This is a genomic window from Sedimentibacter sp. MB31-C6, from assembly GCF_035934735.1.
Taxonomy (GTDB): domain Bacteria; phylum Bacillota; class Clostridia; order Tissierellales; family Sedimentibacteraceae; genus Sedimentibacter.
In genome coordinates, this window is sequence record NZ_CP142396.1 from 1872059 (window position 1) to 1886907 (window position 14849).

Genomic DNA, 14849 nt, shown 5'->3' on the forward strand with positions numbered 1-14849 from the left:
TAGTATAGTAAAGGAATATTAAAAAATATAAATTAAGATATTTTTTAATATTCCAGATCAAATCAAAATTGTAATGAATAAAACCTTCAAAAGTCGGTGCTCAGTTTAGTCACTTTTGAAGGTTTTATTGCTTACAATTTACTTAGATTGTAAAGCAAATGCAGGTGTCGAAACACCGAAAAAAAGGATTGTCTAGGCGACTGTTTCTGAAATATACACTTCCGCCAAGGGGATACTAGATACCTACGACATCTTTATTGTCACCTCAAGGCATGTTGAGATTGTTGTGTTGATAGAGAAGAAATAGTATTTTTTTTGGGTAATTATCTAAAATAGAATCTTGTGGTAAAATAAAATGTTAAGATATTTTGATTGGAGAATAATATGTCGTTAATAACTAAAAATATGATTTCTGCTGCCTTTTTTGATTTAACAAATCAGAAGCCCGTTGACAAGATAACTGTTAAAGATATTGTTGAAAAGTGTACCATAACCCGCCAGACTTTTTATTACCACTTTCAGGACATAATGGATGTTATTGAATGGTCCATGCAACAAAGAATGGAAGAGATTTTGAATAAAAGCCTTAAGGCTTCTTCCATGCAAGAAGCAGTCAGAATACTTGTTTCTACTGTAGAGGAACACCCTGAAATTATCAATAAACTCATGAACTCTCAAAAGAGGGAGCAAACAGAGAGGCTTCTTATTATTACAATCCGTTCTTACATGCAGGAAATGATTGACAGGAAGGAACTGTTTATGGATATGAAACGTTCAGACATAAAAATGGCAATGAATTTTTATTCTTACGCCATTGTGGGTATATTGCAGGAAATCAACCATAATCGTAAAGATGTAGATTTGGATTTGATTTCCAAACAAATATATCAACTGATGACAGGTGAAATGTTTCAAAAGAAAGATATTTAAACGCTGTAAATTTGTGATATTTTATTATTTGGTATCTTTAATATTATGGCGTTCATGTCTTGATTCGTTAAGTAATTTAATTTCTTCAAATGCTTCTTTGAAACGTCGAGAAACAGAAGAAGGATTTCTTCGAATGAAATTGGCAGCCACTTGGTATTCCTTATCTTTTCGTGCTGCCATATTTATTTCTACCCGTTTCAGTCCTGTCTTAAATTCATTAAGCTGTGTCAGAAGTGAATACAGCCTTGTTTGCTCGCTGTCAGAAATGTTTGACTGCATCTGTATATGAATTTCTTGTATAGCTGCATCTGCCTTTTCATTAAGTAAAGTAAACAATCTTGATTTTTTATCTTTTCTTTCCAGTAATTTTTCTAAAAGAAATGCTTTGCGGGATCTCTGACCTGCTTCCTTATGTTGTTGATATATTGCAATATTATCCTGCAAATCTTTCTCGATTCTTTGTATATGTTCTTGAAACTCTTGAGAGCCTTGGCTTATATTTGCTGATGCAGCATTTAGTTTGTCTTCTAGCATTGCAAAATATTCGCTGTTTTCTGCCAGCTTAGTCATAAGTTCTTTCATGTCCAAAGCAGATTGCACTGATTTTGTGGTATCTGCAACAAATATAACAGTGAGTATCAAGCTGAGGAGCTCAGCCGTATAATAAGCAACTTGAAGCAGCAATTGTTCGATGGGTGGGTGCAGTATTTCCACCAACAGTACAGAAAAGAATCCCCATCCCAATGAGGTTAACAAGCTTATGTGACCGTTCAAGTTAAAGGGATGATGGCTGTAATCCCAATAGCGCATATGGAACAACCGCTCCATTGCAGCACCTGTTACATATTCAAGAATTGTAGCCCCGATCATCCCCAGCACATAAATGTGAAGTAAGTTGTCCTTGAAGGGCATGGTTAGCCAAAGAATGATGATAGCTCCAAAACCGTAAATAGGAAGTATGGGACCGTGAAGAAAACCTCGGTTAACCCATTCTCTTTTTAAAAGTGAAACATAGCATGTTTCCCAAATCCAGCCCAGGAAACAATATATGTAAAAAAACAGGAGCCATTGTGCCTGTGTGTATTGCATTATAAATTCTCCCTTCATTTTAATTGTATATTTATTTTATCAAAATTTAAATTATTGAACACTGCCAATATTTTAATAATGTATTTACAAAAAAGCCAATTTGTATAAAAATTTTACAAATTGGCTTTTTTGTCAGGACAAATACAAAAAGTTGATAGTAGCGCGATTTTTGTAATTTTGATATAAATAAAATAAGAGAAAACTTAGGAGGAATGCGCTATGGAACTTAATAATGGTATGTTTGCTATAAAGCTACATGAGCTTAATCAGCAATACGGTCATCTGCAAAGTCGCATACTGCTTTGTCAGAATAGAAATCACAATAAAATACGTCAGGAAATCATAAAAATAAAGAAAGAAAGTGAAGAAAATGATTTGCTGCTTCAAAACAGAATTGACTACAGTCGTTCACAGGCAGTGTCAGAACTGGCAGCAGCACAGATGGATTACAGCAAAAGGGCAAAGGAAATTCTTGAAAAAGATTCCCTTTGTTCTTACGAATCTGCTGCCCTTTATGCGGAGTATGCCATTGATTTTGCTACACAGGCTATGCGTAATGCGCTGTTGGCATCTTTCTGTGCCATTGATTTACAACTGACAGAAGAAGAAAAAAATAAAAAAAGGAGCGAAAATAATGAATGAAGTAAAAACCTCAAAGAAACCGTTAATCTATTATTATGGCATCGTATTAATGTTATTGGGTTGTCATCGCCGGTTATCAAAAGAAAAATGTATAGTGGCGTACCACGAAATAGGTCATGCTTTGCTGGCTACTAAGCAGACTAACTCGGCATTCGTGCAAAAATTTACAATTAACAAATAAATTTTACAATATGGAAACATCACCAGCAGATTTCTTTGTTTATAAAAATATCTAAACAGAAAGAGAGTAGAACTAAATTGAACCTATTATTTTCAATCGATAAAAAATTTGTATCTCTGTTGATTGGCTGTCTTAAGTCCATTGACCGTTTTCAATCTCCACAACCATACAATGTTTATATTTTAAATTCTGATTTAACGAAAAAAGACATTGAAGAAATCAAAAATACCATAAGTAGCAACATGGTAGTTCATAATATATATGTTGATCCTAACCTCTTTAATGATTTTCCGGTTACGTCTAGATACCCTCAGCAAATTTATTACCGAATTCTTGCTGCATCGTTGCTTCCAAAAGAACTTGACAGAATTCTATATCTGGACGTAGATACTGTAGTTATTAACCCGCTGGATAATCTCTATAACATGAAATTTGAAGGAGCCTATTATATAGCATGTACACACGTCAAATCGTTTTTTAATAAGATGAATTGCATTCGATTAGGCATAAGGGAGCAAAAAACATACATTAATTCTGGTATAATGCTCATGAATCTGAAAGCCCTACGAGAACATCAGAATGCCAATGATATTGTAGTCTTTGTACAGGAAAACTGGGCAAAGTTATTTTTGCCTGACCAAGATATAATTTCAGCACTTTACGGTGAGAAAATAAAGCTGGTAGACAGTCGAATCTATAACCTGAGTGACCGCATTCTATCGCTTCACAATGCTACACCTCCTTATAATGAAAGGCTGGATGTGAATTGGGTGCGTGATAATAGTGTAGTAATCCATTACTGCGGAAGAAATAAACCTTGGAATAAAAAGTATATTGGAGTTCTGGATGTTTTTTATCATGAATTGAATCAACATGACGTTAATTTAGAAAATGAAATATGAAGTATTACTAGCCAGATTTTATAAAGCCAGCTAGTTTTAGACTTAATTTAAAATTAATAAAATGTTAAAATCATTTTATTAATTTTTTTTGGAGGAATTATTATGGAAACTTTTTACGAAAATTATTTTAAACCTCAAAATGTAGTGCCGGATTCGAGGCTTTTTTCACCTGAACACTTCATATTGTCTTCATTGGCAGTAATGGTCATCTGTCACATTTTTAACATGCAAATGGAGCGTTGCGATGAAAATTATTCAAAAAAATATTGAAGAAATCTTCAATTCTAATGATAGTTTTAGAAATATTTCGAATTGGCTGGCTTACATTTTATAATGGTTTTAGTTTGAAAAACATTCGTTTTGACTGGTGCAATCAAATTAGTCTTACACTTCCATTCATTGCATTGTCAGGAAAGAAAAAAATGTATCCATATCTGGACATATTGTCATTTATGGGGGGCGCAGGGGTGATTTTGTATCCCATCTGGGTTTTTTACGACTATGCAGGCATTCATATAATGTCAGTGCAAAGCATGGTTTCTCATACCCTAATGGTAATTATAGCAATTACAATGTCATTTGTATCTAATCATTGGGAGCACGAAAAAGACATCAAAAAACCATTCGCAGGTTTTGTTGCAATTGCTGCTGTAGCATTTGTTATGTCAAGGGTGTTAAACACTAATTATTTAATAATGTTAAATGCCAATTGCATACCTTTGTTGAGAAATTTTTCATTCCCTTGGTATTGGATTGTGGCATTACCATGGCTGGTATTATTTATAAATGTGGTAAAACTTACTTTTAAGGAAATTCGCAATAGAATTCACAAAAAGAAATCTATTGTGCATGAATATATGGAAACAGATGAAGTGATTGAATCTTTAATTTAATTTTTAACCTGACGCCAATGGAGTACCAGATACTGATGACATCATTATTGTATTCTCAAGGCATGTGGAAACTGTGCTTCTGATAACCAGCAATTCCAATGGGTGTAGAGTATAGGGTATGTGCTCTGGGCAAATCTGGGGCAAAAAATATTTTTTAACATTGGAAACTACCCATTTTTCGGACCTTCTGTTATAAATTATTTTTTATATTTATACAGAAGTCTTTCGTTATATGCGTTATTTCCAATGGTTATATTGATTAATAATCTCGGGCAAATTTTTAGCATTTACTTCTAAAAATTTGCCCGTTTATTATTGTGAATACAACAAGGTTCCCGGGACCCAACAGCAATCACCGATTGCGTTGTTGAGTGGGGTTCTTATTTTGCCATTAAATTATTAATAAAGTTTTCTAATTCAGATGCTGATTTCTTTTCTATGGCATCTAATGAATGTATGTATGACTCCATTGTTGTTCTAGCATTAGAATGTCTCATTCTCTTAGCAACTGTTTGAACATCCACATTAGCGCCAATTAAAAGTGTTGCATGTAAGTGTCTCAAGTCATGGAATCTTATTTGAGTTAGGTTATTTTTTTCTAATACCCTGGCAAATCTTTTGCTTAGGCAATGCTTTGTTATAGGATTTCTAGTTATATGTGACCAAAATATCTGCTTAGACATTGGTATGTAAGGCAATTCTGTTATATATTCTTTCAATACATCCAATACAAATTGCGGTGCATATATAATACTATTTGAAGATTTTGTTTTAGTTGTTATAATATCTTCCTTTATAGTTCCATCAGTTTGTCTTTTTTCACCAATCTGCTTATTAACATTAATTGTATTATTCTTAAAGTCTATATCATCAGTGGTAAGAGCTCTAATTTCTGAATTTCTTAAACCACAGCATATAGCTAAATAAAATGCTGCCTTATGCATTAAATTAGTTTCTTGCTCAAATATTTCAAATAGTTTTCCTATTTCATGCATAGGCATGAGTTCGGTTCCGCCTTTCCGTTCTCTTGCAGGTTTCCTAACATGTCCACAGGGTGATGAATTAATTAGGCCCCATTCTTCAGCTAGTGAAAATATTTTAGTTAAGACGCCTACAATACCATTTACAGTATTGGGTTTTAAATTGGTGTTTAATCTATTTGTGAACTTTTGAATATCAATAGGTTTTATAGATGAAATTTTAATTTTTCCGAAAAAAGGTACAATATGATTATTTAATATATTTTTATAGTTGTTTTGTGTAGATACCTTACATTCTATTTTAAAATATTCATCATAACATAATTGAGCTAAATCAAAGAACTTCATATTTTCATCTGTACCAATTTTGCCCCTCTCAATATCAACTTTAAATTCATCATGAGCACTTTTAACTTCTCTTGGAATTATTGGTTTATCTTTAGAATTAAATAAAGGAGCAATATAAGAAAAATAATTAGTAGTATAGTTTTTTCCTTCATACGTAATTCTAAAACGCCACTTTTTTTCTCCTCTATACTCAATACTCATAAATCTTCATCCTTCCAAATTATTGTACTTATATTATAGTCATTTATTGTAGCACAAAATTTTTACAACAGAAGTGGAGAAAAAATTTATTTTGTATGTACTTGTTTAATAGAAAAAGATATATTATAATAATAGTGTATATACAAATATATATACATAAACATATACATATACTGTCAGGTAGTCAAGGGAGGTTGATATAGTAAAGGTTTGTTGTGGTAACAAGGAGGATGATTGTGAACTAGCAAGCATTATGCTTGTTTAAAAAATTAGAATATTATTTTTCTAATTTTCGGAGGATGATTATGAAATCAAACAGGCTATTAAGCTTGTTTATATAGAAACGTACAAGTAAGTAGTTTCTTAGTTTTAAGGAGGCAGATTTTGATATGCCATTTTTTGTTATTTACATAACAAAAAATGGCAGGCCATTAAACTTGGAAACTACTTTTTTATTATATAGGAAAGTTCTCAAATTTCTAGTAAAAAGAAAAAAGCACAAAAAAGACTTTAGTGAAAAGTCTTTAAGTGCAATTAATTTGAAGAAAAATCAATCTAACTTGTAAATATACCCATAGACACTTTTGTAATAGACAGGTTGCATTAAGTTGCCGCATCTTTCGCAGTCAAAACGAGGAGGAACAGATGGGTCACCACCGTCCATCTCATCAAAATATTGAACAACATCACGTGGAATTTCTTCAGTCTTTCCACAGGATAAACATTTAAATTTAACATTTTTACTAGGTTTAAATTTAGCCATAAAAACATCACCTCCTTAAGCAGAAGAATAATAATCTAAGTAAGGCTGAAATAATGAAACCTTGTTATGGTAAACATCTAAAATAGTCATAGTATGTCCACAAGAACAAGAAAGAGGGTCATAATTGAAGGATAAAGCAATATTAAACCTCCAGTTAGAATGCTTTTTAATTCTTGCACGATGAAAATCGGATGTAAGCTTAATTAAATCCTTAGAATTAGGAGTAGGTTTAGCATAAATACCAATTATCGTTGAAAATTTGTTTAATAGAATATTTGCTCATAAAAAACATAATACAATAAATTTGAATAAAAGAAAAGACTTAAACGGAGAAAAAAAACTACCCCCTCAAGATTGAGGGGGCAGGGGGAGTGATTTTGACGTTAGTCAAATCTTTTTATGTTATGATAAAAACTAAGTGAATCTTTATCAGAAATTAGTTGACAGAAAAAAGTGGAAATAATATAATAATATTTGACTAAGGTACAAAATTATACAATAGTACAATTATTTCAACATATAATATTGAAACTGAAAATATAGTTTTTTGTGGATTTACAAAATACAATAGTTGGTGCATATATGATTCAGAATATTAAAAATGTTAACTACCTTAATTTAATGAAGCATGATTTTTCTATAGAATTATTCATACATTCTAATAACGTTGCTAATATTGCAATGAAAATTGCTGACGAAATGAACTTTAGTGCTGATGAAAAACAACAGCTATATGAAGAGGCCTTATATCACGATATAGGTAAAAGTAAAATCCCGGAGCTTATTTTGTACAAAAGGGGAAAGTTATCGCCTGAGGAATTGGAGATTATGAAACATCATGCTATTTATTCGCAAGAATTATATTTATCTATGGTAGATAATAACGATTACAGTATATTAAAGGCAAAAACAATTAGGCATCACCATGAAAACTGTGATGGATCCGGTTACCCAGATAAAATTATGGGAGAAGATATTCCATTACATAGTAGAATTATTAGAATAGCAGATATATTTGATGCTATTACACAACCAAGAGTATATAGACCTTTTTGTATAGAAAATCCATTAAAAACTATGGAAAGTATGGAGGATAAAGCAATAGATTCTTATATTTTTAGAAAAAGCTATCACTTACTTGAAAAGCTATTGATGAATCAAAAGTAAAACAAAAAGCAATAGATAAAAACTATAATTATTATTTTTGTGGTAAAACACATTAATACAAACAAAGGTGGCAAGATGAAGCGATCAGAAACAAAGTTAACCCTTAGAGAGTTAAATTTTGCAAAAACAAGATTTAATGTATTACAAACATTTTTAGAGCTAATTTTACAAAAGGATTATGAAACAGTTACTGTAGAAGAGATATGTGAAAAGGCAGAAATATCAAGAGGAACATTTTTCAACTATTTTCCTACTAAGGAACACATTTATACTTTTTACGGATGGTGGTTTTGTGCAAAATTGTACATTGAATTGAATACTGAAAAACATAAAACGTGTTCTTGTTATGATAAGATTAAATTAGTCTTTGAATTTACAATAAAAGAAGACGAACAATTCAACAATCAAATGCCTCTTTTTATTAGTCATATATTAAGGCGTGATAAGAATATCATTAAAGATGTAGAATATACAAAAGCAGACTTTTTATATCAGTTTCCGAACTATGAAGATTTAATTAAGAACTCTTCAAAATTAGAAATGCCTACTGTAGCAGAAAATTTTATAATTTTGCTGAAAGAAGGAATTGAAGCAAATGAATTTAAATCTGATACAGATATAAAAAAGGTGATTTTTCAATTATTATCTATATACTTTAGTCCATATATTATTAATAAATTTTTACGTCATGATTATTCTTTGAAAGAAGTATATAACACGCTATTAGATGATATTATTGAACCTATACTAATTAGAAATTAAGCTTTATTCCTGAGAAGTGGGATCATGAGTATTTTGAAAAAGGTTCGTTTTAGTTAAATTTTATGTGATTTAACAGGAGGGTATGTATGAAAATTCAAAAAATTAAAAACAGAGGAATTTTATTTACACATGATGATTTGGACTGGGATTTAAATATATACTTAATAAAAGGCAGAAAGAACAATTATGTAATAGACACTGGATTAGGATCATTAAGTATTGATCATATTAAAAGGTACATAGAAGATGACAATAGAAAAACAATTGTTATAAATACGCATTACCATTGGGATCATGTATGGGGAAATGGCTCGTTTAAAGATTGTATGATAATTTCACATAAACTATGCAGGGATATGATTTTATCGAAGTGGGAAAATATGATGAATAAAAATAACAACTATTGTTTTGGTAAAGTGGAAATGTATCTCCCTAATTTAGTTTTTCAAAATGAATTGTATTTTACTGAAGATAAAATTAGATTATTTCATACTCCCGGGCATACATTGGATTCAATAAGTATTTTAGATGAAGAAGATAAAGTACTTGTACTTGCAGATAATATCGGTGACAACATGAATGAGATTGTACCCAGTATTTATTGTGAAAAGGAAGTGTATATTAGAACATTGGAAAAATATCAGAATATGGATTTTGATATTTGTATTTCAGGTCATAATAAAGTACTGCAAAAGAATGTAATTGGAGAAATATTAGATATATTATAATACCATTGTTGGAACACTTTTTATATAAATTTCGTCTAATGATAAGTATAAATGAATAGTAAAATGAGGTGAAATATGAAAAATATAGTTTTATTATCTGCTGTATTAGTTATAGCATTGATTACATCGTGTGCTACTCCTAAAGATGAAACAGTTCCGGAAAATACGGATGAAATAATAGAAGAATTTGATGATGACAATCCTAAAGAAAAGATTGAGGAAGAAATTGAACAAGAAGACGAAAATGCACCAGAAAATAACGATTCAGTTACAGAAGACGAAGAAGGTGTTACAGAAGATATAAAAATCGATACAGGAAAATTTAATGGATTAGCTGATGTGAATTTTTTTGAGGTTAAAATTAGCGGAGTGCCAGATTCAATACCACCAAAAATGTTTATGTTGACTGATGATGTTCGAGAAAAATTCGAAAATTTAAATCTCCAACAGGATGATGAAGTTAAGGTTCATTATTATGAAACATCTGATGGTCAACTTATTGTCACTGATATAGAAAAAATTTCACAATAATTTACATTTAAAATGGCTATGAAAATCATAGCTGTTTTAACGAGTAAGGATATAATATTATTAAACGACTTTAAGGAAGGAATTATAACATATGAAAAAAGCGTTGATCAAAATACAATGAATTTAGCATATGAAATAGCAGAGAGGATTATATTTATAATAAACTATATACTTTTGATTGTAACGAGATGATATGATGAAATGGATATCAAGATTAACTGAAGCAGTAGATTATTTGGAAGATAACCTTGATAAAGAGATATAAAGGATATTTTAATCAGGATAGTAAGGATGCAACTGATTGTCCAAAAGGCCAAGTCTTAAAACTAATCATGTTAATAGATATGATAAAAATATATAATACTTTTTGTTTACCTTTAGAGGTAGAGTTTATGTAGGAAATGTTATGTGTATTTTATACGATGGATAGAATGTTTCTTTATACAGCTATTTATTCTTAGTATAATATAATTGATATAGACCTTATAAGAAATCACTTAAATACATTTGAAGATTTTAACGAACTCGGGGGTTCACCCTAGAAATTTCAGACATTAATCCAAAGGCATTAGGACAGAAAATCTTGATGTCTTTGTTTGTATACATCGTTGTGGAACAGGATTACTCTTTTCTAATAATTACCGTAACTTGTATCAAAGGGTTATCATCTAAAGTAAGTATCATGTAAAAAAACAATTAACAAAGAGCAATATCATACAAGAATGATTCAAAGTTATGTGTTACATTAGATATCAAATCATAAGGAAGGAGGTAAACCCTTGTCAAAAGAAATAAGAACAGTGAAATTTGACGCTGAACTAAAAATAGAAGCATATCATTTTCAAGGGATTATGCAAAAATTCCCCAACCACTTTCACGAGTATTATGTAATTGGGTTTATAGAAAATGGGTGTCGGTATTTATCCTGTAAAAACAAGGAGTATACCATAGAACCTGGAGATTTGTTACTGTTCAATCCCGGAGATAATCATATTTGCGAACAAATCGATGGAAAAACGCTGAATTATCGCTGTATCAATATTCAACCGGAAATTATGGGTAAAGCAGTTTTTGAAATAACAGGAAGGGACTATTTACCTTGTTTTACAACACCAGTTGTTTTTCATAGTGAAATGATTTCGATATTAAGAGATTTGCATTTAGCAATTATGCAGGAGGAGAAGGATTTTAGAAAAGAAGAAATATTCTTTTTGCTTTTAGAGCAGTTAATTGATGAATATACAGAAAAGGAAGTCCCATCATCAAAATCGGAACAAAGTATAGAAGCCAAGACTATTTCTGAGTTTTTAGAAAAAAATTACATGAATCATATCACATTAGACGACTTAAGTAATCTAACCGGGTTAAGCAAATACTATTTACTACGTTCTTTTACCAAACAAAAAGGAATTTCTCCATACAGCTATTTGGAAACGATACGCATCAATAAAGCAAAAAAGCTTTTGGAACAAGGTGAATTACCCATTGATGTGGCATTAAAGACAGGTTTTACCGACCAGAGTCACTTTTCAAATTTCTTTAAAAAGTTTATTGGCCTGACACCAAAACAATATATGAACATTTTCAAGGATATTTGTAATTGATAATTGCATAAATGATTTACATGGATAGAAAAGAAGATATTAAAACAAAGGAGAATTTAAAAATGAATGATTGCGATATGAAATGTGTAATGATTATAGATTCAGAACTACCAATTGGGGTCATAGCCAATACTTCTGCAATCTTAGGTGTAACTTTGGGTAAGCATATACCAGAGCAGGTTGGAGATGATGTTTCTGATGCTACTCGTAAATCGCATTTGGGCATAATAACAATACCTATTTCAATGCTGAAAGGAAATAAGGACATCTTAAAGGATTTGAGGGAACGACTGTATGCCCCGGAGTATAGTGATTTAGTGGTTGTTGATTTTTCTGATGTGGCACAATGTTGCAATGTATATAGTGAATATATAGCAAAGGCAGCATGCGTACCGGAACAGGAGTACACTTATTTGGGAATAGCTATTTATGGAGAAAAGAAAAAGGTAAACAAATTAACAGGGTTTATGCCGCTTTTAAGATAATAAGTGGTAGAAATCTATTGGAATTTTCCAAAGTAAAAGCAGGGTGCCGAAATAACAATATGAGGAGTGATTGAAATGAAACAAGAACTTATTGTATACTTATAATACAACTTCGCTATTTTAACATTTTTACAAATTATTGACATATGATTAATAAAAAAGTATAATGACATATGTCGTAAACTAACATGTAAGAATAATTTAAAAGAAGGTTTATATGAAATATAAGGTTAATCAAGAAAAATGCAGACAGTGTAAAATGTGTTTAAGATCAAAATGTCCTGCTATAAAATTTAAAGATAAGATTATTATAAATATTGAAAAGTGTACCGGTTGTGGGATTTGTTATAAATTATGTCCTGTTAATGCTATAGAAATGATTGATGATAATAAATACTAAAACTACAATGAATAAGTGGCAAAAATTTGCCGTTTGTTTATTTCGTCATTAAATATATTTTAGAGAGGACAGGCTATGAAGAATGAATTTATAAACTTAACACCGGATAACTTAGCAGCTGAACACTTATGTTGTATTATTCGTAGCAAAAAGCTCCATCCGGGTGTTGAAGCAAAGAGACAGTGGCTTGTAGATAGATTAAATGAAGGTCATGTATTTAGAAAATTAAATGCGAAGGCCACCGTGTTTATCGAGTATGCACCGCTGAAAACAGCATGGGTGCCTATCGTTGGAGACAATTATTATTATATATATTGCCTATGGGTTTTAGGTGAGTATAAAGGAAAGGGATATGGCAAGGCACTGATGGAGTACTGTATTGCCGATGCAAAAGAAAAGGGCAAGTCTGGTATCTGTATGCTTGGATCAAAAAAACAGAAGAATTGGCTTTCCAATCAGGAATTTGCCAATAAATATGGATTTGAAGTTGTTGATACAACTGATGATGGCTATGAACTTCTTGCACTTTCCTTTGACGGAACAACTCCAGAATTTACAAAAAATACCAAAATTCATAAAATAGAGAAAAAAGAGTTAACCGTATATTATAGTATGCAATGCCCATTTATCTATCAAAAGATAAACGAAATAAAACAATACTGTGAAACAAATAATATTCCGTTGTCCCTTGTTAAAGTGGATACGCTAGAAAAGGCCAAGGAGTTACCTTGTGTTTTCAATAATTGGGGTACGTTTTATAAAGGTGAATTCGTAACTGTAAACTTACTGGATGTGAATGCTATTGAGAAAATCCTAAAAAAGTGAGCGAATTGGATATATAATATATATAAGAATATATATTTTTATTACTATATTACTCCTCTCTTTATTGTACAAAAAAGAGAGGTATAATTATTAAGAGTTTAGTATTTTATGTTAGAAAGGAAAATGAATAATGGTACATTTAGTTTATTGCGATAATGCAGGTAAAAGAGGCGAGAAAGTACTGGATAAAATTTCAAAAGGAACAAAAACTATGGTGATTCGTGGTGCAGCAGGAAGAAAGATTCCACATAGCCGGGTATTTGAGAGGGATTCCTTGTATTTTATGGAAAAGGGTTCAGGTCAAATTTCAGCAACTGCTGTTGTTAAAAGTGTACAGAATTATGTAAAACTTACAGAAGACGAGATTAATAAAATACTTGAAGAAAATCAGGAAAAGCTGAACTTGACACAAAAACAAAAAGACCGTTGGCATAAGAAATGTTTATGTCTTGTAGAATTCGGAAATGTGAAGAAGATTACTCCATTGGATTTTGATCATCAAGGAAATATGGATGACTGGTTGATAATTGAAAAGATTGAAGATGTAGTTGTTGGAACAAGCATTCCTTATAACTATGATAAATCTAAATTCTAAATTATGATTTGTACTATCATCTCCATACCCTTCTCAGTACTACTAGCCGTATTCACTTTGCTATTTTTGAAGAATGGGTCTATAAAAAATTATATCCTGATGCTTGGTCTTGCTTGGTACTTTTTTTATGCCTTCAGACTTCTAGCGTTCTTACCTTATGCGGTTTGTTCTTCTTTATTCTGTAAAGGTGAAGAAAATATAAAGTTATTTGTATAATGAATATAAGTAGATTTATGTTCAATCAAAGGAGGAATTGTAGTGAAAAAAAAGTTAACATTTATTATCATAATAGGGGTATTTCTCTTAGCGATGACAGGCTGTATAGTTAGAAATCAAAGTTCAGCACATTATAGCATTAAGGAAGGCTCTGAATTTACGGATACCTATAGTTATAATGTTGAAGATGATTTTAAAGGAATGAAATTAGAAATAAATCTTAATCTTACTAAGGGTATAGTTACATTTGAACTTAAAGATCCAAATGGAGACATACAATGGAGTGGAGAAGTTGATTCAGATAAACCTTTAAAAGAAGTAAAGAGTTTTGATAAAATAACTGGTGAGTGGACTTTAACATTTGAGAATGTCGATAATTCAGGGGAAGGTGAGATGAACTTACAATTTAATAGATTTTAAAACGCATCATTAATATATTTCGACTTAAGTATTATTTATAATCAAATAGATTAATAGGAATTTATGATAAAGGCAAGGGAGTTAATTAATTATGCCGGAGTTAATATACTGAAGAAATAATTTAGAACTTTCAGTCATGTGTTTAAAAATTCAAGTTAATGGGTATATATCAAAACGAGTGATTGGA

Annotated in this window: 18 protein-coding genes; 15 read left to right on the top strand and 3 right to left on the bottom strand. The window is 30.9% G+C overall.

Annotation, left to right across the window (positions count from 1 at the left end):
- The first annotated feature begins 384 nt into the window (after positions 1-384).
- Positions 385-930: a TetR/AcrR family transcriptional regulator C-terminal domain-containing protein gene (locus U8307_RS08990; protein ID WP_326907123.1), complete on the top strand. Its 546-nt coding sequence runs from the start codon at positions 385-387 to the stop codon at positions 928-930.
- Between the two features lie 24 nt (positions 931-954).
- On the opposite strand, the gene U8307_RS08995 is transcribed toward U8307_RS08990, so the two are convergent.
- Positions 955-2019: a putative ABC transporter permease gene (locus U8307_RS08995; RefSeq protein ID WP_326907125.1), complete on the bottom strand. Its 1065-nt coding sequence runs from the start codon at positions 2017-2019 to the stop codon at positions 955-957.
- A gap of 219 nt (positions 2020-2238) precedes the next feature.
- Here U8307_RS08995 and U8307_RS09000 point away from each other — a divergent pair, with 219 nt between their 5' ends.
- From U8307_RS09000 to U8307_RS09015, 4 genes are all read left to right on the top strand, one after another.
- A complete protein-coding gene (locus U8307_RS09000; RefSeq protein ID WP_326907127.1) occupies positions 2239-2661 on the top strand; it encodes a hypothetical protein in 423 nt (140 codons plus the stop codon).
- 216 nt (positions 2662-2877) lie between these two features.
- On the top strand, positions 2878-3744 hold the full coding sequence (locus tag U8307_RS09005; protein ID WP_326907130.1) for a glycosyltransferase family 8 protein: 867 nt from the start codon (positions 2878-2880) through the stop codon (positions 3742-3744).
- Between the two features lie 102 nt (positions 3745-3846).
- The gene (locus U8307_RS09010) at positions 3847-4014 is read left to right on the top strand and encodes a hypothetical protein (RefSeq protein WP_326907132.1); all 168 of its coding nucleotides are present in this window, start codon (positions 3847-3849) and stop codon (positions 4012-4014) included.
- Positions 4011-4637, top strand: a complete 627-nt coding sequence (locus U8307_RS09015; protein ID WP_442985520.1) for a TMEM164 family acyltransferase — start codon at positions 4011-4013, stop codon at positions 4635-4637. Before U8307_RS09010 ends, U8307_RS09015 begins: the two co-directional genes overlap by 4 nt.
- 380 nt (positions 4638-5017) lie before the next feature.
- On the opposite strand, the gene U8307_RS09020 is transcribed toward U8307_RS09015, so the two are convergent.
- Both U8307_RS09020 and U8307_RS09025 read right to left on the bottom strand, forming a co-directional pair.
- Positions 5018-6166, bottom strand: coding sequence for a tyrosine-type recombinase/integrase (locus U8307_RS09020; RefSeq protein WP_326907136.1), 1149 nt, complete (start codon positions 6164-6166; stop codon positions 5018-5020).
- 550 nt (positions 6167-6716) lie between these two features.
- Positions 6717-6929: a hypothetical protein gene (locus tag U8307_RS09025; RefSeq protein ID WP_326907137.1), complete on the bottom strand. Its 213-nt coding sequence runs from the start codon at positions 6927-6929 to the stop codon at positions 6717-6719.
- A gap of 582 nt (positions 6930-7511) precedes the next feature.
- Here U8307_RS09025 and U8307_RS09030 point away from each other — a divergent pair.
- The 10 genes from U8307_RS09030 to U8307_RS09075 all read left to right on the top strand — a co-directional run bounded on the left by U8307_RS09030 (position 7512) and on the right by U8307_RS09075 (position 14662).
- On the top strand, positions 7512-8096 hold the full coding sequence (locus tag U8307_RS09030) for an HD-GYP domain-containing protein (protein WP_326907139.1): 585 nt from the start codon (positions 7512-7514) through the stop codon (positions 8094-8096).
- Between the two features lie 75 nt (positions 8097-8171).
- A complete protein-coding gene (locus tag U8307_RS09035) occupies positions 8172-8858 on the top strand; it encodes a TetR/AcrR family transcriptional regulator (protein WP_326907142.1) in 687 nt (228 codons plus the stop codon).
- Positions 8859-8944: 86 nt separating this feature from the next.
- Positions 8945-9586 carry an MBL fold metallo-hydrolase gene (locus tag U8307_RS09040; protein WP_326907144.1) on the top strand — a complete coding sequence of 214 codons (642 nt, stop codon included), beginning with the start codon at positions 8945-8947 and terminating at the stop codon, positions 9584-9586.
- Positions 9587-9661: 75 nt separating this feature from the next.
- Positions 9662-10117: a hypothetical protein gene (locus U8307_RS09045; protein WP_326907146.1), complete on the top strand. Its 456-nt coding sequence runs from the start codon at positions 9662-9664 to the stop codon at positions 10115-10117.
- 779 nt (positions 10118-10896) lie between these two features.
- Entirely contained in the window at positions 10897-11721 is an 825-nt protein-coding gene (locus U8307_RS09050; RefSeq protein ID WP_326907148.1) for an AraC family transcriptional regulator, read from the top strand.
- A 62-nt stretch (positions 11722-11783) separates the two neighbouring features.
- Positions 11784-12206, top strand: coding sequence for a DUF2000 domain-containing protein (locus tag U8307_RS09055; protein ID WP_326907149.1), 423 nt, complete (start codon positions 11784-11786; stop codon positions 12204-12206).
- Positions 12207-12423: 217 nt separating this feature from the next.
- Positions 12424-12606, top strand: a complete 183-nt coding sequence (locus U8307_RS09060) for a 4Fe-4S dicluster domain-containing protein (RefSeq protein WP_326907152.1) — start codon at positions 12424-12426, stop codon at positions 12604-12606.
- Positions 12607-12681: 75 nt separating this feature from the next.
- Positions 12682-13431 carry an N-acetyltransferase gene (locus tag U8307_RS09065; RefSeq protein WP_326907153.1) on the top strand — a complete coding sequence of 250 codons (750 nt, stop codon included), beginning with the start codon at positions 12682-12684 and terminating at the stop codon, positions 13429-13431.
- Between the two features lie 130 nt (positions 13432-13561).
- Positions 13562-14026, top strand: a complete 465-nt coding sequence (locus U8307_RS09070; protein WP_326907155.1) for a hypothetical protein — start codon at positions 13562-13564, stop codon at positions 14024-14026.
- 258 nt (positions 14027-14284) lie between these two features.
- The gene (locus tag U8307_RS09075) at positions 14285-14662 is read left to right on the top strand and encodes a hypothetical protein (RefSeq protein WP_326907157.1); all 378 of its coding nucleotides are present in this window, start codon (positions 14285-14287) and stop codon (positions 14660-14662) included.
- Positions 14663-14849 lie beyond the last annotated feature (187 nt).

Bases quoted from the DNA above. Each gene is read 5' to 3' on its own strand.
- U8307_RS09025 (WP_326907137.1), bottom strand. From the start codon at position 6,929: ATGGCTAAATTTAAACCTAGTAAAAATGTTAAATTTAAATGTTTATCC.
- U8307_RS09070 (WP_326907155.1), top strand. From the start codon at position 13,562: ATGGTACATTTAGTTTATTGCGATAATGCAGGTAAAAGAGGCGAGAAA.
- U8307_RS09060 (WP_326907152.1), top strand. From the start codon at position 12,424: ATGAAATATAAGGTTAATCAAGAAAAATGCAGACAGTGTAAAATGTGT.
- U8307_RS08995 (WP_326907125.1), bottom strand. From the start codon at position 2,019: ATGCAATACACACAGGCACAATGGCTCCTGTTTTTTTACATATATTGT.
- U8307_RS09040 (WP_326907144.1), top strand. From the start codon at position 8,945: ATGAAAATTCAAAAAATTAAAAACAGAGGAATTTTATTTACACATGAT.
- U8307_RS09035 (WP_326907142.1), top strand. From the start codon at position 8,172: ATGAAGCGATCAGAAACAAAGTTAACCCTTAGAGAGTTAAATTTTGCA.
- U8307_RS09010 (WP_326907132.1), top strand. From the start codon at position 3,847: ATGGAAACTTTTTACGAAAATTATTTTAAACCTCAAAATGTAGTGCCG.
- U8307_RS09000 (WP_326907127.1), top strand. From the start codon at position 2,239: ATGGAACTTAATAATGGTATGTTTGCTATAAAGCTACATGAGCTTAAT.
- U8307_RS09020 (WP_326907136.1), bottom strand. From the start codon at position 6,166: ATGAGTATTGAGTATAGAGGAGAAAAAAAGTGGCGTTTTAGAATTACG.
- U8307_RS09045 (WP_326907146.1), top strand. From the start codon at position 9,662: ATGAAAAATATAGTTTTATTATCTGCTGTATTAGTTATAGCATTGATT.
- U8307_RS09055 (WP_326907149.1), top strand. From the start codon at position 11,784: ATGAATGATTGCGATATGAAATGTGTAATGATTATAGATTCAGAACTA.
- U8307_RS09065 (WP_326907153.1), top strand. From the start codon at position 12,682: ATGAAGAATGAATTTATAAACTTAACACCGGATAACTTAGCAGCTGAA.
- U8307_RS09030 (WP_326907139.1), top strand. From the start codon at position 7,512: ATGATTCAGAATATTAAAAATGTTAACTACCTTAATTTAATGAAGCAT.
- U8307_RS08990 (WP_326907123.1), top strand. From the start codon at position 385: ATGTCGTTAATAACTAAAAATATGATTTCTGCTGCCTTTTTTGATTTA.